This window comes from Streptomyces sp. NPDC054770 (assembly GCF_053611985.1).
This window is the reverse complement of record NZ_JBSHBL010000001.1, coordinates 192,215-213,518: the sequence shown is the minus strand read 5'-3', so window position 1 is coordinate 213,518 and position 21,304 is coordinate 192,215. Positions and strand designations below refer to the sequence as shown.

Sequence of the window (21,304 nt, the reverse complement as noted above, 5' to 3'; positions counted from 1 at the left end):
CGCCGTATGCCGGTGCTCACCGTGGACGCCGGACGCACCGACGCGGGCCGGCGGGGGGGCCCGCCGGCCACCCCGCGGGGGCCCCCCCCCCCCCCGCCCCCCGCTCCCCCCCCCCCGGCCCCCCCCGCTGCAGTTTTGGGGGGACATTTCGCTGTATCGAACAGTTTGGGTCACACCCCACGGTGGCTGAAAATCGGCCGCCAGAACAGGTCGGCCGCCCCGGCCTCGCCGCGGCCTCGTTCCGACCTCGCCGGGCCTCGTCCCGGCCTTACGGTCCTGCCCGGGCGCCCGTTCCGCGGCGGTCCCGATCACCATCCCGGACGGGTTCTCCCGGGGTGCGCTCCCGTGTCCCGCGGTGTACCGCCGGAAGGCGGTCCCCGGAAGGGCTCCCGATCGCATCTTGAGTGGAATAGACTCAACTTTGTGTACGTTGGCTGAGTCAGCCGTACGAATGCCGAGGAGGAGAACGCGAACGTGGACGCCGAGCTGACCAACAGGAGCCGGGACGCGATCAACGCGGCCAGCAGCCGGGCCGTGACCGAGGGGCATGCGGACCTGACGCCCGCCCATCTGCTGCTGGCTCTGCTTGCCGGGCAGGACAACGAGAACATCACCGACCTGCTCGCGGCGGTCGACGCCGACCAGGCCGCCGTACGCCAGGGCGCCGAGCGCGTGCTGGCCGCACTGCCCAGCGTGACCGGCTCCACGGTCGCGCCCCCGCAGCCCAACCGCGAGCTGCTCGCGGTCCTCGCCGACGCCGACGAGCGAGCCGGGGAACTCGGCGACGACTACCTCTCCACGGAGCACCTGCTCATCGGCATCGCCGCGAAGGGCGGCGCGGCCGGCGAGGTCCTCGACCGGCAGGGAGCCACCGCGAAGAAGCTGGTGGAGGCCTTCCGCAAGGCGCGCGGCGGGCGCCGGGTGACCACCGCCGACCCCGAGGGCCAGTACAAGGCCCTGGAGAAGTTCGGCACCGACTTCACGGCCGCCGCCCGGGACGGCAAGCTCGACCCGGTCATCGGCCGGGACACCGAGATCCGCCGGGTCGTCCAGGTGCTGTCCCGCCGTACGAAGAACAACCCCGTGCTCATCGGCGAGCCCGGCGTCGGCAAGACCGCCGTCGTCGAAGGGCTCGCCCAGCGGATCGTGAAGGGGGACGTCCCCGAGTCGCTGAAGGACAAGCGGCTGGTCTCGCTGGACCTCGGGGCCATGGTCGCCGGGGCCAAGTACCGCGGCGAGTTCGAGGAGCGGCTGAAGACCGTCCTCGCCGAGATCAAGGACTCCGACGGGCAGATCATCACCTTCATCGACGAGCTGCACACGGTCGTGGGCGCCGGCGCCGGTGGTGATTCGGCCATGGACGCCGGGAACATGCTCAAGCCGATGCTGGCCCGCGGCGAACTGCGCATGGTCGGCGCCACCACCCTCGACGAGTACCGCGAGCGCATCGAGAAGGACCCGGCCCTGGAGCGCCGCTTCCAGCAGGTGCTGGTGGCGGAGCCGACCGTCGAGGACACCATCGCCATCCTCCGTGGCCTGAAGGGCCGTTACGAGGCCCACCACAAGGTCCAGATCGCCGACAGCGCGCTGGTCGCCGCCGCGACCCTCTCCGACCGCTACATCACCTCCCGCTTCCTCCCCGACAAGGCCATCGACCTCGTCGACGAGGCCGCCTCCCGGCTCCGCATGGAGATCGACTCGTCCCCGGTCGAGATCGACGAACTCCAGCGCTCCGTCGACCGGTTGAAGATGGAGGAGCTGGCGCTGGAGAAGGAGACCGACCCGGCCTCCCGGGAGCGCCTGGAGAAGCTGCGCCGCGACCTCGCCGACAAGGAGGAGGACCTGCGTGGCCTCAACGCCCGCTGGGAGCGCGAGAAGCAGTCCCTGAACCGGGTCGGCGAGCTGAAGGAGAAGCTCGACGCCCTGCGCGGCACCGCCGAACGCGCCCAGCGCGACGGCGACTTCGACACCGCCTCCAAGCTGCTGTACGGCGAGATCCCGCAGCTGGAGAAGGAGCTGGAGGCCGCCTCCGAGGCCGAGGAGGAGACGGCCAAGGACACCATGGTCAAGGACGAGGTCGGCTCCGACGACATCGCCGACGTGGTGGCCGCCTGGACCGGGATCCCGGCCGGCCGGCTGCTGGAGGGCGAGACCCAGAAGCTGCTCCGCATGGAGGACGAGCTGGGCCGCCGCCTCATCGGCCAGACCGAGGCCGTACGAGCGGTGAGCGACGCCGTACGACGGTCCCGTGCCGGGATCGCCGACCCGGACCGCCCCACCGGCTCCTTCCTCTTCCTGGGCCCGACGGGCGTCGGCAAGACCGAACTCGCCAAGGCCCTCGCCGACTTCCTCTTCGACGACGAGCGGGCGATGGTCCGGATCGACATGTCGGAGTACAGCGAGAAGCACAGCGTGGCCCGGCTGGTCGGTGCCCCGCCCGGGTACGTCGGCTACGAGGAGGGCGGCCAGCTCACGGAGGCGGTCCGCCGCCGCCCGTACACGGTGGTGCTCCTCGACGAGGTGGAGAAGGCGCACCCCGAGGTCTTCGACATCCTGCTCCAGGTGCTGGACGACGGCCGCCTCACCGACGGCCAGGGCCGCACGGTCGACTTCCGCAACACCATCCTGGTGCTGACGTCGAACCTGGGCAGCCAGTACCTGGTCGACCCGGTCCTCGGCGAGGAGGAGAAGAAGCGGCAGGTCCTGGAGACGGTCCGGCAGTCCTTCAAGCCGGAGTTCCTGAACCGCCTGGACGACCTGGTGGTCTTCTCCGCCCTGGCCAAGGACGAACTGGCCCGGATCGCCCGGCTCCAGATCGACCGGCTGGCCAAGCGCCTCGCCGACCGCCGGCTCGCCCTGGAGATCACCCCGGAGGCCCTGGCCTGGCTCGCCGAGGAGGGCAACGACCCGGCCTACGGCGCCCGCCCGCTGCGCCGCCTGGTCCAGACCGCCATCGGCGACCGGCTGGCCAGGGAGATCCTGGCCGGCGAGGTCAAGGACGGCGACACGATCCGGGTGGACGCCTTCGGCGACGGCCTGATCGTGGGCCCGGCGACGGCCGAGGAGAAGCCCGCCAAGACGCTCTGACGGCAGCGCCCGCGCCCCGTCGGGGGCGCGGGGCTGTATCGCATGTGCGGCTACCGCCGCGTGGTCGCGACCGGCCACGACGATGCCGCAGCCGAACGGCGACGCATCGCGGCACTTGCGGCGGAACGCTCAGCGGGCCGTCTCCCTCAGCAGGTCGCGGGTGGCCGCGAGGTAGCCCGCCTGGAAGCGGCTCTCGGCGTCCAGTTCCTGGAAGAGGTCCGCTATGTGCTTGCGGCAGGTGCGCAGGGAGATGCCCAGGCGGCGGGCGATCACCTCGTCCTTCAGGCCCTTGCTCAGCAGCCGCAGGATGCCCTGGCGCAGGTCGTCGACGGCGACCTTGGTGCGCTCGGCCCCGCAGAACGGCGTGGCGTGGTCCCAGGCGCGGTCGAAGGCCTCGCACAGGTAGGCCACGGCGGCGGGGGAGCGCAGCACCACCGCCGCGCCCCGGCGCTGGTGGTGCGGGACGAAGGCGATCCTGCGGTCGAAGGCGATCAGCCGCCCGAACAGGTCGGTCATCGTCCGCACCTGGGCGCCCACCGGGGTGATCCGGTCCACGTAGGCCTGGGTGGGCGCGTGCCGCCGGGCGGAGTGCTGGTAGAGCGTGCGCATCCGCACGCCCCGGGCCAGCAGCGCGGTGTCCCGGTCCACCGCCTGTTCCAGTTCCGCGGGGGGCCGGCCGCCGCCGGGCTGACAGGTGATCATCTCCTGGGTGCACTCGGCGCTGGCCTGCTCGATCAGCGTGATCACGTCGTCGAGCGAGTCCACCACCTCGATCGCCTCGGAAGGCTGGTTCTCTCGCTGCGCACCGGCGGGGTAGGCGGAGGCGAGGGCGGTCAGCGAGTCGCGCCGGGTGTTCAGCTCGAAGAGCTGCCGGCGCAGCCGTGACTCGGCGCTCGCCATATGGGCGGCGGCCATGTGCGGATGGACGGTGCGCCACCACGGACCCTGGTCGCACATGCCGTCGAGATTTTCCGAACCGTTCACGCGGTCGACGAGATGGAATTCCTCCAGCGCGTCGATCGCCGCGATCGCCTCGGATTCGCTGATGTCCAGGACCCCCGCGACTTCCTGGGTCGTGAAAAAGGCCTGGGTGGCTCCCCAGTGATAAAGCCGTATGTGACCCGGCGAGAGTGCCTGGAGAAGCAGCGAAGGGTCGGTTTCCAGGATTTTGTCCAATTCTTCCCCCCTGCAGTTTCCTGTTCGCAACATCATGCGTGCCGACCTCCCTGGACGGCCATGGAGCCGGGATTACAACATCGTGAAACGACCGCCCATGCGGTCGGTCGATCACGTAGCGTCTCGAAAACGGGGGATATTTCCGTGAAGAAGTACAGATCTGTCGCTTTTGCTCTTCTGGTCGTGGGTGGCCTCGCCGGTGGTGTGCACGTGGCCTCGGTGCCGGGTGCGCACGGTGCCGTTACGGCCGCGGTGGCCGAAAACGCGCGTTCTGCCGGCCATGCCGACCCGCTCGACGACAGCGGCTGGAGCTAGGAATCCGTTCGTCAGGACCGGCTCGCCGAACAGTGGAGAAAACGATATGAGTCATCTCGATGTGACCCGGGAAATCACCGCGGAAAGCACACGGCAGCTTCTCGCCGAGATCCTGGGCACCGAAATCCACGACGATCTGACTTTCCTGGCCCAGGGCGGCGACTCCTTCCACGCGGTACTGGTGGTCGAGCGCGTCGCGGAACTCTGGGGAATCGAGGCCGACTTCACCGCCGTACTCCGGTCGACCCCCGTCGAATTGGCGGAAGCGCTCGGCACGGCGCCCCGGCTGTCATGACGGTCCCGCGTCCTTCGGTCGCCGTCGGCCCGGGACGGCCCGTCCCGGCCGGTGCCACCGCCCACGAGGCGGTACTGCGGCAGGCCGTCCGGTCCCCGCGCGCCACCGCGCTGCGCGGACCGGGCGGTGTCCGCCTGACCTACGCCGAACTGGTGGCCCGGGCCCGCGCGGTACGCGACCTGCTCGTCGGCGCGGGCGTCCCGGCCCGCGGCTTCGTACCCGTGGCCGCCCGGGCCGGCGGGGAGTTCGCCGTCGCCGCGCTCGGCGTGCTGCTGGCCGGGGCCGCCTACGCCGCCGTCGACCCGGACTGGCCCGCCCGGCGGCTGCGCGAGGTGATCGAGGACCTCGGCGCGCACGTCGTCCTCGACGCGACCGGCGGCACCGTCCGGCTCCCGGCCGGGACCCGGGTCCTGCCGCTGCCTGACCGTGCCGCCGCTGCCCGGCCGGCGGCACCGGACACCGGCCTGCCGGCCGTCGGCGCGGACGACCCCGCCTGCGTCTTCTTCACCTCGGGCTCGACCGGCCGCCCCAAGGGCGTCGTCCTGCCGCACCGGGCCTTCGTCCGCACCTTCGTGGACGGCGGATACGCCGCGTTCGGGCCCGGCACGGTCATGCCGCTGCTCGCCGCGCCGTACTGGGACGCCGGCGCGCTGGAGGTGTTCGGGCCGCTGATGAACGGCGGCTCCTGCGTGACCCCCGACGAGCCGCTGATCACCCCCGACGGACTGCGGGCCCTGGTCACCGCGGACGGCGTCGACACGCTCTGGCTCACCAGCTCCCTGGTCAACCTGATCGTCGACGAGGACCCGGACGCCTTCACCGGGATACGGCACCTGCTCTGCGGCGGCGAACGGCTCTCCCCGCCGCACATCGCGGCCCTCCTCGACCGGCACCCCGGCCTGCGCGTCACCAACGGCTACGGGCCCGTCGAGTCCATGGTCTTCGTCAGCACGCACGACGTCCGGCCCGCCGACACCGCCGCCGCCTCCGGCATCCCGGTCGGCCGTCCGGTCCGCGGCACCGTGCTCGCCGTCCTCGACCCCGAGAGCCTGCGCCCCGTGGCCCGCGGCACCGAGGGCGAACTGTGGGTGGCGGGCGACGGACTCGCCCTCGGCTACCTCGACCGGCCGGACGAGAACACCCGCAGGTTCACCCGGGTCGCCCTGCCTGGCCTCGGCACGCTGCGCGCGTACGCCACCGGGGACCGGGTCCGGATGGACGGCGAGGACCGGCTGTCGTACGTCGGCCGCGCCGACCGCCAGTTCAAGATCCGCGGCTACCGCGTGGAACCCGGCGAGGTGGAACGCCGGATCTCCGCACTGCCCGGCATCCGGCACGCCTTCCTGGTGCCACTGCGGGACGAGTGGACCACGGTCACGTCGACGGCCTGCGCGTACACGACGGAGGACGCGGCACCCCGGTCCGAGGACGCCCTCCGGCGCGCGGCCGCGGACACCCTCCCGGCCTACCTGCGCCCCGACCGCTTCCTGCACCTCCACCCGGTACCCCTGGGGCCGACCGGGAAGACGGACCTGCGAGCGGTTCAGGCGTGGGTACGGGAGCGGGTGCCGGCGGATGCCGGGGCGGCCGGGGCGGCGGAGGCCGTCGGGGCCGCCGCGGTGGCGGGCGCCGGGGCGGCGGGCGTCGGGGCGGCGGGGGGCACCGGCTCGCCGGAGGCCTCGGCCGTGTCCCCCGTCCTGCGTGAGGCGCGGGCCGTGCTGGCGGAGCCCGGGCTGCGTCCCGACGCGGACCTGCTGACGTCCGGCGCGACGTCGCTGCACGTGCTGCGGATCGCCGCCCGGCTGTCGCGGCTCTTCGACATCAGCCTCTCGGCCCGTGACGTGTACGAACACCCCAGTGCGGCCGCCCTGGCGGAGCTGGCGGTGGCACGCCGGTCGGGGCGGACCACGGGCGGCACCGGCTCGGGCGACCCGTCCGGTCTCCCGGATGGCACCGACCCCGGTGATCCGGCCGGTCTCTCGCCGGGTGAGCGTCGCTTCTGGCTGGTCTCCCGGCTTGCGCCCGCCGCCCCCGGGCAGGTCGCGGTCAGCCGGATCGAGGTCACCGGCCCGCTGGACCCGGCCCGGCTCCGGCACGCCCTGGCCGCGGTCGCCGGCGCCCACCCGGCCCTGCGCACCACGTTCCCGCGCACGGGGGGCCGCCCGCGCCGGCACACCGCCGAGGCCCCGCCCCCGCCCCCGCTGCTCGTCCGCACCGGTACCGAGCAGGCCCTCACCCGGGAACTCGTCGCCCGGGTCGGCGATCCCGGCACCGGCCCGCTGTTCGCCGCCGGTGTCCTCGACCGGGCGGCCGGCCGGCGGCTCCTGCTGCTGGCCGTCCACCACATCGTGTACGACGCCCGGTCCGAGGAGATCCTCGTGGCCGACCTCGCCGCCGCGTACGCCCGCCGCACCCCGGAACCCGCGCCCGCGCCGCCCGTCGGCGGCCCGCGGGCCGGTACCGGGGCGGCCCGCGAGTTCTGGCGCGGACGGCTCGCCGGGCTCACCGCGCCGGAGTGGCCCGGCGGTACGACGCTCGGGATGCGGGAGGTGTGGACGCGCCCCGCCGTCGCGCACCGGCTCGACCTCGGGCCGGAAACCACCGCCCGGCTGCGGGAGTTCGCCGCCCGCGAGCGGTACCCGGTGCTGGTACCGCTGCTCGCCGCCTGGTGGCGGGCGCTGGCCAAGGTCACCGGGCGCGAGGACCTCGCCGTCGGCACCGTCGTGGAGGACCGCCCGGCCGCCCACGACCGGACCGTCGGCTACTTCGCCAACGGCCTGCCCGTACGGATCGCCGCCGACCCGGCCCTGGACGCCCCGGCCCTGCTGGGACTGGTCCGCGAGCGGCTCCTCGAGGTCCTCGCGCACACCGCGCTCGGCACCGACGAGGTCGCCGCGCTGGCCCCCCGCCCGGCGCCGGGCCGCGCCCCGCTCTACCAGAACCTGCTGGTGCTCCAGCGCGTGGCGGCTCCCGCCGAGGCGGCCGGCGTGCGGTTCGCGCCGCTGCCCGCGCCCGCCCTCGGCTGCCAGACCGAGCTGACCTGCGAGCTCTGGGACGACGGCCGGTCCTTCGCCGGCGCCGTCACCGCGCCCGAGGGGCTGCTGAGCCCTGCCGCGCTCGCCGAGACCGCTGCCCTGTTCACCGTCGGCCTGGCCGACCTCACCGGCCGCACCGACTCCCTGGGGGACCCCTCATGACCGACCACCCGCCCTCCCACCCGCTCTCCTGGACACAGGAGCGGATCTGGTTCGAGGAGCAGCTGCGGCCGGGCGACACCGCCTACCACATGCCGGTGATCCTGCGGGTGCGCGGAGCCCTCGACGTCGCCGCGCTGCGGGCCGCGGTGGCCGCCCTGACGGCCCGGCACGACGCCCTGCGCACCGTCTTCGGCGCCGCGGACGGGGAGCCCCGGCAGCGGGTGCTGGACACGGTGACCGTGCCCGTCCGCACCCAGGACGTGCGCGGGACCTCCGACCCGGAGGCGGCGGCGCACACGGCGCTGCGCCGGGCCGTGCGCGAGCCGTTCGACCTGGCCCACGGCCCGCTGCTGCGCGTCCTGGCCGTCCGGTACGCCGACGACGCGTGGCTGCTGCTCCTGTCCGCCCATCACCTGGTCGCGGACGGACAGTCGTTCGCCGTCCTCTTCGGCGAGCTGTCCGCGCTGTACGCCGACGCGGACACGGAACTCAGGCCGCCCCGGCGCGGCTTCGCCGAGGCGGTGCGGGCCGAGCGCGAGCAGGTCGGCGAGGCCGGGGCCGACGCGCTGGTGGCGTGGTGGCGCGGTCATCTCGACGGGGTGCCCCGGGTGCTGGAGCTGCCCGCCGACCGCCCGCGTCCCGCCGTACGCGGCAGCCGCGGCGCCCGGGTCCGGGCGGAGCTGGACGCGGCGGCCGGGGCGGCCGTGCGCGAGCTGGCGCGGGCCCACGAGGCGACGCCGTTCATGGCCCTGCTCGCGGCGTTCGGTGTGGTGCTCGCCCGGCACAGCGGGCAGCAGCGGATGATCGTCGGTACCCCGGCGTCCACCCGCGGCCCCGGCGGCCGGGACCTGGTCGGCTGCTTCCTCAACACCCTGCCCCTGAAGGTGGACGCGGCGGGCGACCCGGCGTTCGCCGAACTCCTCGGCCGGGTCCGCGACGACGCGCTGGAGGCCTTCGCCCGGCAGCGGGTGCCGTTCGGCAGGCTGGTCGCGGACCTGGCGCCCGAGCGCGACCTGTCCCGGGGACGCCTGGTCCAGGTCTTCTTCAACATGCTGCCGCCGGTCGGCGTCCCCGTCCTGCGCGGCTGCACGGTGGAGCAGCTGCCGTTCGGGGACATCGACAACAAGTTCGACCTCACCCTGTACGCCGGTGCCCGGCCCGACGGCGGCTACACGCTGGAGGCGGTGTACGACGCCGGCCTGTTCGACGCCGGCCGGGTGGCGGACCTGCTGCACCAGCTGGACGGCGTCCTCGCCCAGGCCGCCGCCGAACCCGCCCGCACCGTACGGGACTTCGACCTGGCCACCGCCCGGTCCGCCGCCCTGCTGCCCGACCCCGCCGCCGACCTCGTGCCCGCCCGGCCCGAGCCGCTCGCCGACCGGCTGGCCAAGCACGCCGCGGCGACCCCGGACGCCCCCGCCCTGATCGCCGGCGACCGCGTCTGGTCGTACGCCGAGACCGAGCGGACCACCGACCGGCTGGCCCGGCTGCTGCACGACCGCGGCATCCGGCCCGGCGACGTGCTCGCCCTGCACGCCGTACGGCACCCGGCCGTCGTCCTCGGCATCCTGGCCGCCGTCAAGGCGGGCGCGGTCTTCGCCGTGCTGGACGCGGACCACCCCGAGGACGCCCTGCGCGCCCGCGCCGAGGACCTCGCGCCCCGGGCCTGGCTCGGCTGCGCCCCCGGCCTGCCGCTGCCCGGCTTCGTCACCGGACCGGTGCTGCGCATCGAGCCCGGCGAGGCCCTCGACCGCGCCCTGGCCGCACTGCCCGACGGCGCGCCGGTCGCCGCACCCGACGCCGATGCCGACGCCTATGTCGCCTTCACCTCGGGCACCACAGGGCGGCCCCGCCGGGTCGTCGGCACGCACCGGCCGCTCACGCACTTCCTCGACCGGTACACGCGCGCCCACGGCCTCGGTCCTGACGACCGGTTCGCCGTGCTGTCCGGGCTCGGCCACGACCCGTTCCTGCGGGACGTCCTCGCCCCGCTGTGGGCGGGCGGCGCCGCCGTCTTCCCCGACAACGACGTCCGCGACACCGCCGCCGTCGCCGGCTGGCTCGCCGGGGCCGCGCCGACCGTCGCCCACCTCACCCCGGCCCTCGGCCGCGCCCTCGCCGGCCAGGCGGCCGGCACGGGCGGCTGGCCCGCGCTGCGGCTGGTCGGCTTCGGCGGCGACACCCTGACCGGGCACACCCTGCGCGCCTGGGCCCGGCTCGCCCCCGGCGCCGACCTGCTGAACCTGTACGGCGCCACCGAGACCCCGCAGGCCGTGTCGGTCCACCTGGCCCACCGCGCCGGTACGCCCGCCGACGCGATCCCCGCCGGCCCGGTGCCGCTCGGCCCCGGCATCGAGGGCGTCCAGCTGCTGGTCCTCGCGGGCGACCGCCCGGCCGGGATCGGAGAGATCGGCGAACTCGTCGTCCGCACGCCGTACCTGGCCCGGTACGGCGAATCCACCGACGACCGGGCCGCCACCGGCTTCGTACCCGATCCGTTCTCCGGGCGGGCCGGTGACCGGGTCTACCGGACCGGGGACCTCGCCCGGCTGCGTCCCGACGGGCTGCTGGACCATCTCGGGCGTGCCGACCGGCAGGCCAAGGTGCGCGGCCACCGGGTGGAGCCCGCCGAGGCCGAGGCCGCGCTCGACGCGCTGCCGGGGATCCGGCAGAGCGCCGTCCTCGCGGTGCCGGACGGTGACGGCGACCACCGCCTGGTGGCCTTCCTCGCCACCGGCGGCCCGGCCCCGGACCTCGCCGAGGTCCGCGCCGTACTGGCCCGGCGGCTGCCCGGCCACCTGGTGCCGTCCGGGTACGCCGTCCTCGACGCCCTGCCGCTCACCGCCAACCGGAAGGTCGACCACGCGGCCCTGCGCGCCCTGGAGCACCGCGCCGAGGCCGCCACCGGCGGCTACGTCGCCCCCGACGGGCCGGTGCAGGAACGGCTGGCCGAGCAGTGGCGGGTGCTGCTGCGCCGCGAACGCGTGGGCGCCACGGACGACTTCTTCGCGCTCGGCGGCCACTCCCTGCTGCTGACCCGGCTGCTGGCCCGGATCCGGCGCGAGTTCCCCGGTGCGGCCGCCGAACGGCTCACCCTCCAGGACCTGTTCGCCCGCCCGACCGTCGCCGGACTTGCCGGCCTCCTGGCGGAGACCGCCCCGGCCCTGCACCCGGACATCCCGCGCACCGACCCCACCGGGCCCGCGCCGCTGTCCTGGACCCAGGAACGCCTGTGGCTGGAGGAGCAGGTACGCCCCGGCGACGCCGCCTACCACATGCCCGTCGTGCTGCGGCTGCGCGGCCCGCTGGACCCGGCGGCGCTGCAACGGGCCGTGGACACGGTGACCGCCCGGCACGCCGTCCTGCGCACCGTCTTCGAGACCGGACCGGACGGCGGCCCGCGCCAACGGGCCGTCCCCGGCGCCCGGACCGTCGTCCGCGCCGCCGATCTCTCGGACCGCCCCGATCCCGCGGCGGCCGCCCTCGCCGCCGCGATGGACGGCATCAGGGAACCGTTCGACCTCACGCGCGGCCCGCTGCTGCGGGTGGCGCTGCTGCGGATCGGCGACCGGGATCACCTGCTGGCACTGACGGTGCATCACATCGTGTTCGACGGCTGGTCGTTCGGGGTGCTGCTGCGCGAGCTGTCCGCCGCGTACGCGGACCGCCGGGGCGAACTGCCCGAGCCCGCACTCCAGTTCGCCGACGTGGCCCGCTGGGAGCGCGCGGACCTGGACGGGCCGGCGCTCGACGGGCTCCTTGCGTGGTGGCGCGGGCATCTGGACGGCGCCCCCCGGGTGCTGGAACTGCCCACCGACCGGCCGCGCCCGGCCGTCAGCGCCCACCGGGGAGCCCGCCGCCGGATCACCGTGGACGCGGCCACCTCGGCCGCGCTGCGCGAGCTGTCCCTCGCCCACGGCTCGACCCTGTTCATGACCCTGCTGTCGGCCTACGCCGTCGTGCTGTCCCGCTGGAGCGGGCAGGAACGGCTGCTGGTCGGCACGCCCGTCGCCAACCGGCCGCGCGCCGAGTTCGAGGACCTGCCCGGCTGCTTCCTCAACACCCTGCCGCTCCGCGTCGACCTGGACGGCGACCCCGCCTTCGGCGAACTGCTCGGCCGGGTCCGGGACAGCGCCCTGGCGGCCTTCGCCCACCAGCGCGTTCCGTTCGGGCGGCTGGTGGGCGAACTGGCCCCGGAGCGGGACCTGTCGCGGGGTCCGCTGGTGCAGGTGCTGTTCGCCCTGCAGAACGTGGAGCTGGGCACCTTCGACGTACCGGGCGTCACCGGCGAGCTGGTGGACGTGTCCGTCGCCAACAGCCAGTTCGACCTCAACCTGCGGATGATCGACACCGGCCGGGAGCTGATCGGCTGGCTCGACCACGACGTGGAGCTCTTCGAGACCGCCACCGTGGAGCGGTTCGCCGAGCACTTCACCAACGTGCTCGCCGCCGTCGCCGCCGACCCGTCCGCCGCGCTCTCCGTCGTCGACCCGCTGGGCGCCGCCGAGCGGGACCGGCTGCTGGTGGCCTGGAACGACACCGCCGTGGACCGGCCCGACGGCGACACCCTGACCGGGCTGCTCGCCGAGGCCGCCGGCCGGCACGCGGACGCGGTCGCCGTACGGTTCGCGGACCGCGAGCTGACGTACGCAGAACTGCACGCCCGCGCCAACGCGCTCGCGCACCGGCTGCGCGGCCTCGGCGTCGGCCCCGACACCGTGGTCGGCGTCCACCTGGACCGCTCGCCGGAGCTGATGGTGGCCCTGCTCGCGGTGCTCAAGGCGGGCGGCGCCTATCTGCCGCTGGACACCGGATACCCGCACGAGCGGCTGGCGTTCATGCTCGCCGACGCCCGGGTCCCGGTGCTGCTCGCCCACCGCGGCGGGGGCGAGGCGCTCGCCGCCGACGGCGTCACCGTCGTGGCCGTGGACGAGCGGGCCGGGGACGGTTTCCCCGGCACCGAGCCCGCACCGGCCGCCGGTCCTGACCACCTGGCGTACGTGATCTACACCTCCGGCTCCACCGGCCGCCCGAAGGGCGTGCAGGTGCCGCACCGGGGGATCGTCAACCGGCTGCGCTGGATGCAGGACGCGTACCGGCTGACCGGCGCGGACACCGTGCTCCAGAAGACGCCGATCAGCTTCGACGTGTCGGTGTGGGAGCTGTTCTGGCCCCTGCTGACCGGGGCCCGGCTGGTCCTCGCCGAGCCCGGCGGGCACCGCGACCCCGAGCACCTGGCCGCCCTGGTGCGGGACGAGCGGGTCACCGTCTGCCACTTCGTGCCGCCCATGCTGGACACGTTCCTCGCCGCCGGCCGGGCCGCGGACTGCGGCTCGCTGCGCCTGGTGGTGTGCAGCGGCGAGGCGCTCCCGGCGGACCTGGCCCGCCGCTTCCACCTGGCCCTGCCGGAGGCCGCCCTGGAGAACCTGTACGGCCCCACCGAGGCGTCCGTCGACGTCACCCGCTGGACGTCCCGCCCCGGCTGGACCGGCGCGGCCGTACCCATCGGCACCCCCATCGCCAACACCCGCGCCTATGTCCTCGACGCCCTCCTGCGGCCCGCCCCCGTGGGCGTGCCCGGCGAGCTGTACCTGGGCGGGGTGCAGCTGGCCCGCGGCTACGGCGGGCGCCCCGGACTGACCGCCGACCGCTTCGTGCCCGACCCGTACGGCGACGCGCCCGGCGCCCGCCTCTACCGCACCGGCGACCTGGCCCGCTGGCACGCCGACGGGTACGTGGAGTACCTCGGCCGGACCGACCACCAGGTCAAGGTGCGCGGCTTCCGCATCGAACCCGGCGAGATCGAGGCGGCGCTGCTGGACCTGGAGCCGGTCGCCCAGGCGGTCGCGGTGGTCCGCGAGGACCGGCCGGGGGACCGCCGGATCGTGGCGTATCTGACCGCGGCGGCCCGGGAACCGTCCGCCGGTGAGCTGCGGGCCGCGCTCGCCGAGCGGCTTCCCGACCACATAGTGCCCAGTGCCTTCGTCGTGCTCGACGCGCTGCCGCTCAGTCCCAACGGCAAGGTCGACCGCAAGGCCCTGCCCGTCCCGGACCACGGCGCGGGCACGGCGGGCGCGCACACCGCCCCGGCGACCCCGCAGGAGGAGCTGCTGGCCGGGCTGTGGCAGCGCGTCCTCGGCCTCGACCGGGTCGGCACCCGGGACAACTTCTTCGAGATCGGCGGCGACTCGATGCACGCCGTCCGGATCGTCGGCCTGGCCCGCGAGGCCGGTCACGAGATCCCCCTCCAGCGGCTGTTCGCCGCGCAGACCGTCGAGGACCTCGCCCGCTGGCTGGCCGAGCGCACCGGGCCCGCCGGGGACCGTGCCGGCGGACCCGCCCGCCAGGAGGTCGCCGCGTTCGGCCTGCTCTCCCCGGAGGACCTCGCCCGCCTCCGGGCCTGACCCCCGGCCCGCCCCCGCCCCGGCTCCCCAGACACACTCCGGAAGGAACCCCGTGCCGTCCCACGACGACATCGCAGACCGCACCGACATCGCAGACCGCACCGAGACCGCCGACCCCGCCGGCCGCAGCGAGACCGCCGAGATCGTCGACGCCTATCCGCTGACCCTCCTCCAGTCCGGCATGCTGTTCCACAGCCACGCCGACGGCGACACCCCCACCTACCACGACATCTCCGCCGTCCGGCTGTCCGGCCGGTTCGACGAGGCCGCGCTGCGCGCCGCCCTCGCCGGGGTGATCGCCCGCTCCGACATCCTGCGCAGCTCCTTCGACCTGACCCGGTTCAGCACCCCGATGCAGCTGGTGCACGCGGCCGTGGCGACCCCGCTGACCGTGGCGGACCTGCGCGGGCTCGACCCGGCCGAGCAGGAGCGCCGGGTGGCCGCCTGGACCGAGCGGGAGAAGGCGACGCCGTTCACCCTGACCCGGGCCCCGCTGCTCACCCTGCACGTGCACGTCTTCGCCGACGACGACTTCCGGCTCAACCTCAGCTTCCACCACGCGGTCCTGGACGGCTGGAGCCTGTCCCTCGTCACCTCCCAGCTGATCACCGGCTACGACGCCCGGCTGGCCGGCCGCCCCGACCCGGCCACCGCCCCGGTCACCCGGTTCCGCGACTTCCTGGCCCTGGAACAGCAGGCGCTGGCCAGTGATGAGTCCCGCGCGTACTGGGCGGACGTGCTGGCGGACACCGACTTCACCGGGCTGCCCCGGCGCGCGGACCCGGAGCTCGCCCCCGTCCGCGAGGCCCGGGTGCACGAGGTGCCGCTGCCCGCGGGGCTCGGGGAGAAGCTGCGCGCGGTGGCCGCCGAGGCCCGGGTGCCGGTGAAGTCGGTGATGTTCGCCGCCCACGCCCGCGTGCTGTCCCTGCTGTCCGGGCAGAGCCGGATCGTCACCGGCCTGGTCGGCAACGGCCGTCCGGAGACCGCCGACGGCGACCAGGTCGTCGGCCTGTTCCTCAACACCCTCCCGCTGGTCGTCGACGTCACCGGCACCACCTGGACCGGGCTGGCCCGGCGGGTGCACGCCGCGGAGAGCGGGGCGCTGCCGCACCGCCGCTACCCGATGGCGCAGATGCTCCGGGACCAGCGCCGGCCGGGGTTCTTCGAGACGGTCGTCGACCACCGCAGCTTCCGCAGCTACGACATGGAGCTGGAGCACCTCGCGGTCACCGGCGGCGAGTTCTTCGAGCAGACCAACTTCCCGTTCACCGCCAACTTCGGCACCGACCCGGTCACCGGCGAGGTCCGGCTGCGGATCAACTACGACGCCGCCGAGTTCACCGCCGCCTGGATCGACACCGTCGGCGGCTACTACGCCGGCGCGCTGGCCGCGCTCGTCGCCGACCCGCACGCGGCCGTGCACGCCACCCCGCTGCTCGGCGCCGCCGACCTGGACCTGCTGTTCACCGAGTGGAACGACACCGCGGCCGGCTGGGACCTCGACCGCACCCTGCCCGAACTGCTCGCCGAGCGGGCCGCCAAGCACCCCGACCGCACCGCCGTACGGTTCGGCGACACCACCCTGACCTACGGCGAGTTCAACGCCTGGGCCAACCGGCTCGCCCACGAGCTGCGCGGTCTCGGGGTCGGCCCGGACACGTTGGTCGGCGTCCACCTGGAGCGCTCGGCCGAGCTGGTGGTGGCCCTCGTCGCGGTGCTGAAGGCGGGCGGCGCGTATGTCCCGCTGGACCCCGGTTATCCGCGCGAGCGCCTTGAGTACATGCTCGACGACGCCCGGGTGCCGGTCCTGCTGACCGGTGCCGGGCTCGCCCCGCCCGCCGTGCCCGAGGGCACCGCCGTCGTCGAGGTGGACCGCACCGTCGCCGCGGACCGGCCGGAGACCGACCCGCTGCCGCAGGCCGGGCCGGAGCACCTGGCGTACACGATCTACACCTCGGGTTCCACCGGGCGCCCCAAGGGCGTACAGATCCCGCACCGGGCCCTGCTCAACCTGCTGTTCTCCTTCGGCCGCGACCTCGAACTGACCGAGGAGGACCGGCTGCTGGCGGTCACCTCGCTGTCGTTCGACATCGCCGCCCTGGAGGTGTACCTGCCGCTGCTCTCCGGCGGCGAGCTGATCGTCGCCCCGGACATCGCGGTGGACGGACCCCGGCTGCGCGCGGCGGTCGAGGGGTCCGGCGCGACCGTCGTACAGGCCACCCCGTCCAGCTGGCGGCTGCTGGTGGAGGCCGGGCTCGGCGGCGACGAGCGGCTGCGGGTGATCTCCGGCGGCGAGGCGCTGCCCGAGGACCTCGCGCAGGAGCTGACCGCACGCTTCCCGGTGGTGTGGAACGCCTACGGGCCCACCGAGACCACCATCTGGTCCGCCCTGGACCGGGTGCGCCCCGGCGAGCCGGTCACCCTGGGCCGCCCGATCGCCAACACCCGCGTCTACGTCCTCGACGCGTCCTTCGCCCCGCTCCCCGACGGCGTCCCCGGCGACCTCTACATCGCCGGCGACGGACTGGCCCGCGGCTACTCCCGGCGCGGCGACCTGACCGCCGACCGCTTCGTGCCCGACCCGTACGGCGGCCCGGCGGGCGCCCGGATGTACCGCACCGGTGACGTGGCCCGGTGGCTGCCCGACGGCCGGCTGGAGTTCCTCGGCCGCTCCGACCACCAGGTGAAGGTGCGCGGCTTCCGCATCGAACTCGGCGAGATCGAGACCGTGCTGGCCCGGCACCCGGGCGTCGGCCGGGTGGTGGTCATGGCCCGGCACGACCAGCCCGGCGACGCCCGCCTCGCCGCCTACCTCACCCCCGAGACCCCCGGGACCCCCGGGACCCCCGAGACCCCCGAGGGCGGCACCGTCCCGAGCGCGGCCGAGCTGCGCGAACTGGCCGCCGCCGCCCTGCCCGAGTACATGGTGCCCAGCGCCTTCGTGGTCCTGGACGCCTTCCCGCTCACCCCCAACGGCAAGGTCGACCGGCTCGCGCTGCCCGCCCCCGGCCGCGAGGAGACCACCGCGGGCGCCTTCGTCGCCCCCCGCACCCCCACCGAGGAGGCCATCGCGGCGATCTGGCGGGACGTCCTCGGCGTCCCGGAGGTCGGTGTCACCGACGCCTTCCTCGACCTCGGCGGCAACTCCATCTCCGCGCTCCGCGTGATCATGCGGCTGCCCGACATCACCGACGTCGAGGTGCCGGTGGCCGCGCTGTTCGAGGGCGGCACGATCGAGCGGCTCGCCGAGATCGTCAGCGGCGAACGGCAGCAGGCCGCGTCCACGCTGGTGCCGCTGCGCTCGACCGGCACCGAGTCCCCGTTCTTCCTGGTGCACCCGCTGGGCGGCAGCGTCTTCTGCTACTCCCAACTCGTCGACGTCCTCGACCCGGACCGCCCGCTGTACGCGTTCCAGGCGCCCGAGTACGCGGGCCCCGAGGTGCCCCGCCCGGACAGCGTCGAGGAGATCGCCGCGCTCTACCTCTCCGAGGTGCGCGCGGTGCAGCCCGCGGGCCCGTACTTCCTGGGCGGCTGGTGCATGGGCGGCATGGTCTCCTACGAGATGGCCCGCCAGCTGGAGGCCGCCGGCGAGGAGGTCGGCATGCTGACGATCATCAGCGCCAGCATCGACGACCCGGTACCGCCGCGCTACGCCACCAGCGAGTCCGCCGCCATCCTCGGCGCCTTCGCCGGCCGGCTCGACGTCACCGAGGCCGAACTGGAGGCCCTCGACCCCGAGGCCCGCCTCGCCCACGTCGTCCGGCTCACCCAGGGCACCAGCGACGAACGGGCCGACGCCCGCTCGGTGGAGGACCTGCGCCGGCTCGTCCAGCTGTACACCCGGCACGCCCGCGCGCTGCTCGCCTACCGCGACACCCCGCGCGAGCCGCTGCGCGGCGACGCGGTGCTGATCCGCGCCGAGACCGAGCTGTTCGAGGGCTGGCACATGGGCTGGCAGCCGCGGGTCGGCGGCACCCTCCTGATCGACGAGTCGCCCGGCGACCACTTCAGCATGCTCGAACAGCCCAACGTCCCCCAGGTCGCGCGCCGCCTGGAGGACGCGGCCGCCGGCCGCCCGCGCGGCGTCCCCGCCGAGTCCTGATTCCCCCCCCGCAGAAACCCGTGCAGTACCAACCCCCTGTGTAGGAGCACCTCATGAGCGACGCCGCGACCGTCGGGGAAGCCGCCGCCCCGCCCGCCCCCAGCGTCTGGCGCAACGCCGACTTCACCCGGCTGTGGACCGGGCAGACCGCCTCCCTGTTCGCCGCCCAGATCAGCGAACTCGCGCTGCCCCTGGTCGCGGTGCTGGCCCTGGCCGCCAGCTCGGCCCAGGTCGGCCTGCTCACCTCGGTGGTCAAACTGCCGTACCTGCTGGTCTCGTTGTTCGCGGGCGTGCTCGTGGACCGGGTCCGGCGCCGGAACATCCTCATCGCCACCGACCTCGGCCGCGCCCTCGTGCTGTCGGTCGTACCCGTCCTGTACTGGACCGACCGGCTCGGCATCAGCTGGCTTTACGTGCTCGGCTTCCTGGCCGGCTGCGGCAGCGTGCTCTTCGACGTGGCCGGGCAGGCCTATCTGCCCCGGCTGGTGGAGCGCGACCAGCTCACCGCCGGCAACTCGGCACTGGGCGCCAGCCAGTCCGCCGCCACCATCGGCGGGCCCGCGCTCGGCGGGGTGCTGGTGCAGTGGCTGACCGCGCCCGTCGCGGTGCTGGCCGGTGCCGTCTCCTACCTGGCGTCCGCGCTGACCATCACCACCATCCGGCACAAGGAGGACCGGGCCGAGCACGCCGGGGACGCCTCCCCGGCGGGGACGCTGCGCGAGGTGTGGGCGGGCCTGAAGTTCGTCTTCGGCAACGAGCCGCTGCGTGCCATGACGATCATGGCCTCGATCTTCAACCTGTCCTTCACGGCGCTGGAGGTCGCCTTCGTCCAGTTCATGCCGCGCACGCTGGGCCTGTCCGCGGGCGAGATCGGCCTGGTGATGGCCGCGCTGGGCCCCGGTTTCCTGGTCGGCGCGGCCTTCGCGGGCCGGCTGCCGCAGCGCTTCGGCTACGGCCGCACCATGCTGACCACCGCCTCGATCGCCAACCTCGTCATGCTCGGCCTCTCCACCGTGCACGGCTCCGGGTTCCTGGCCGTCGGCACCCTGATGCTGATCAACTTCCTGTTCGCGTCGTTCGGCGTCGCCAACAACGTCACCGTGCTCAGCATCCGGCAGACCCTCACCCCCGACTCCCTGCAGGGCCGGGTGGCCGCCACCAACCGCTTCGTCGCCATGGGCATCGCCCCCGTCGGCGCCCTCGTCGGCGGCTTCCTCGGCGGCGCGGTCGGCCTGCGCGCCACCGTCCTGATCACCGCGATCGGCCTGTCCTCGGCCCTGCTCCCGCTGGGCCTGTCCTCGCTGGCCCGGATCAGGTACGAGCTGCCGGCCCCGCTGCCGGCCGACACCTCCGACACGTCCGACTCCAAGGAAGCAGCAGCCTGATGACCCAGCCCCAGCACCCCGCCGACGCCACCACCGCGCCCCGCCATCTCGTGGTCGTCAACCACGAGGAGCAGTACTCGGTGTGGCCCGCCCCGCTGCCCCTGCCCACCGGCTGGCGCGCCACCGGGTTCGAGGGCAGCCGCGAGGAGGCCCTCGCGCACATCGGCACCGTCTGGACCGACCTGCGCCCCCTCAGCCTGCGCTGACCGCCACCGACCCACCCGTCCCGAGAGGCCCCGAGATGGACTTCAGTCTCTTCTACTTCGCCGACGGCAGCGTTGGCGAGCGTGCCGGCGACAGCGGCGGCGGCCGCTACGACCTGCTGCTCGAAGGCGCCAAGTACGCCGACACGCACGGCTTTTCGGCCGTATGGACCCCCGAGCGCCACTTCCACCCGTTCGGCGGGCTCTACCCGAACCCGTCGGTGACCGGTGCCGCCGTCGCCACCGTCACCGAGCGGGTCGCGATCCGCGCGGGCAGCGTGGTCGCGCCGCTGCACCATCCGCTGCGCATCGCCGAGGAGTGGTCGGTCGTCGACAACCTCTCCGGCGGCCGGGCGGGCCTGTCCCTGGCCTCCGGCTGGAACGCCGTCGACTTCGCGCTGCGCCCGGAGGGCTACGCGGACCGCAAGACCGCCGTCATCGACGCCGTGGAGCAGGTGCGCGCCCTGTGGCGGGGCGAGCCGCTCGCCGTCACCGACGGCGCCGGCAACCCGGCCGAGGTACGCGTCTTCCCGCCGCCCGTCCAGCCCGAACTGCCGGTCTGGGTGACCAGCGCGGGCGGCCCGGAGACCTTCCGCGCGGCCGGCACCGCGGGCGCCGGGGTGCTCACCCACCTGCTCGGCCAGGACTTCGACCAGCTCGCCGAGAAGATCGCCCGCTACCGCAAGGCGCTCGCCGAACGCCCCGGCCACGACGGATGGCCGGGCCATGTCGCCCTGATGCTGCACACCTACCTCGGCGCGGACCCGGAGCAGGTGAAGGCGACGGTCCGGGAGCCGTTCACCGCGTACCTGAAGAGCTCCTTCGGGCTCATCGCCCGGTCGGCCGGCAGCATCCTGTCCGGCTTCGACCCCGACAAGCTCCGCGAGTCCGACATCGACTTCCTGGTCCGGCGCTCCTTCGACACCTACTACAGCACCAGCGGGTTGTTCGGGACGGTGGCGCAGGCGGCGGCCGTGGTGGAGCGGGCCCGCGCGGCCGGCGTCGACGAACTGGCCTGCCTGATCGACTTCGGCGTGGCCAAGGACGCCGTGCTGGCCGGCCTGGAGCACCTGAACACGCTGCGCGAGGCCACCGCGTGACCGCCCCCGGCAGCGACGGCCGCACCCCGCCCGCACGAAT

At 74.7% G+C, this 21,304-nt stretch carries 10 protein-coding genes; 9 read left to right on the top strand and 1 reads right to left on the bottom strand.

The genetic code is table 11. The annotated features are described in order from the left end of the window. Positions 1–474 precede the first annotated feature (474 nt). On the top strand, positions 475–3,087 hold the full coding sequence (clpB, locus tag ACWGKQ_RS00905) for an ATP-dependent chaperone ClpB (protein ID WP_453289710.1): 2,613 nt from the start codon (positions 475–477) through the stop codon (positions 3,085–3,087). 129 nt (positions 3,088–3,216) lie between these two features. Here clpB and ACWGKQ_RS00900 read toward each other — a convergent pair whose 3' ends face one another. Then, the gene (locus ACWGKQ_RS00900) at positions 3,217–4,263 is read right to left on the bottom strand and encodes a LuxR C-terminal-related transcriptional regulator (protein ID WP_453289709.1); all 1,047 of its coding nucleotides are present in this window, start codon (positions 4,261–4,263) and stop codon (positions 3,217–3,219) included. A 144-nt stretch (positions 4,264–4,407) separates the two neighbouring features. On the opposite strand from ACWGKQ_RS00900, the gene ACWGKQ_RS00895 reads away from it, so the two are divergent. The 8 genes from ACWGKQ_RS00895 (at position 4,408) to ACWGKQ_RS00860 (ending at position 21,264) form a co-directional block, all read left to right on the top strand. Beyond that, the gene (locus tag ACWGKQ_RS00895; protein ID WP_453289708.1) at positions 4,408–4,578 is read left to right on the top strand and encodes a hypothetical protein; all 171 of its coding nucleotides are present in this window, start codon (positions 4,408–4,410) and stop codon (positions 4,576–4,578) included. 61 nt (positions 4,579–4,639) lie between these two features. After that, positions 4,640–4,873, top strand: a complete 234-nt coding sequence (locus ACWGKQ_RS00890; protein WP_453289707.1) for a phosphopantetheine-binding protein — start codon at positions 4,640–4,642, stop codon at positions 4,871–4,873. Then, positions 4,870–8,070: an AMP-binding protein gene (locus tag ACWGKQ_RS00885; protein WP_453289706.1), complete on the top strand. Its 3,201-nt coding sequence runs from the start codon at positions 4,870–4,872 to the stop codon at positions 8,068–8,070. Before ACWGKQ_RS00890 ends, ACWGKQ_RS00885 begins: the two co-directional genes overlap by 4 nt. Next, positions 8,067–14,474, top strand: a complete 6,408-nt coding sequence (locus ACWGKQ_RS00880; RefSeq protein WP_453289705.1) for an amino acid adenylation domain-containing protein — start codon at positions 8,067–8,069, stop codon at positions 14,472–14,474. Before ACWGKQ_RS00885 ends, ACWGKQ_RS00880 begins: the two co-directional genes overlap by 4 nt. A gap of 52 nt (positions 14,475–14,526) precedes the next feature. Further along, on the top strand, positions 14,527–18,576 hold the full coding sequence (locus ACWGKQ_RS00875; protein WP_453289704.1) for a non-ribosomal peptide synthetase: 4,050 nt from the start codon (positions 14,527–14,529) through the stop codon (positions 18,574–18,576). Positions 18,577–18,629: 53 nt separating this feature from the next. Next, positions 18,630–19,961 carry an MFS transporter gene (locus ACWGKQ_RS00870; RefSeq protein ID WP_453289703.1) on the top strand — a complete coding sequence of 444 codons (1,332 nt, stop codon included), beginning with the start codon at positions 18,630–18,632 and terminating at the stop codon, positions 19,959–19,961. Further along, the gene (locus ACWGKQ_RS00865; RefSeq protein ID WP_453289702.1) at positions 19,961–20,167 is read left to right on the top strand and encodes an MbtH family protein; all 207 of its coding nucleotides are present in this window, start codon (positions 19,961–19,963) and stop codon (positions 20,165–20,167) included. Before ACWGKQ_RS00870 ends, ACWGKQ_RS00865 begins: the two co-directional genes overlap by 1 nt. 35 nt (positions 20,168–20,202) lie before the next feature. Next, positions 20,203–21,264, top strand: a complete 1,062-nt coding sequence (locus ACWGKQ_RS00860) for a MupA/Atu3671 family FMN-dependent luciferase-like monooxygenase (protein WP_453289701.1) — start codon at positions 20,203–20,205, stop codon at positions 21,262–21,264. Positions 21,265–21,304: the final 40 nt, after the last annotated feature.

Coding starts and splice junctions, on each gene's coding strand:
- ACWGKQ_RS00860 (WP_453289701.1), top strand. CDS start 20,203: ATGGACTTCAGTCTCTTCTACTTCGCCGACGGCAGCGTTGGCGAGCGT.
- ACWGKQ_RS00885 (WP_453289706.1), top strand. CDS start 4,870: ATGACGGTCCCGCGTCCTTCGGTCGCCGTCGGCCCGGGACGGCCCGTC.
- ACWGKQ_RS00865 (WP_453289702.1), top strand. CDS start 19,961: ATGACCCAGCCCCAGCACCCCGCCGACGCCACCACCGCGCCCCGCCAT.
- ACWGKQ_RS00870 (WP_453289703.1), top strand. CDS start 18,630: ATGAGCGACGCCGCGACCGTCGGGGAAGCCGCCGCCCCGCCCGCCCCC.
- ACWGKQ_RS00880 (WP_453289705.1), top strand. CDS start 8,067: ATGACCGACCACCCGCCCTCCCACCCGCTCTCCTGGACACAGGAGCGG.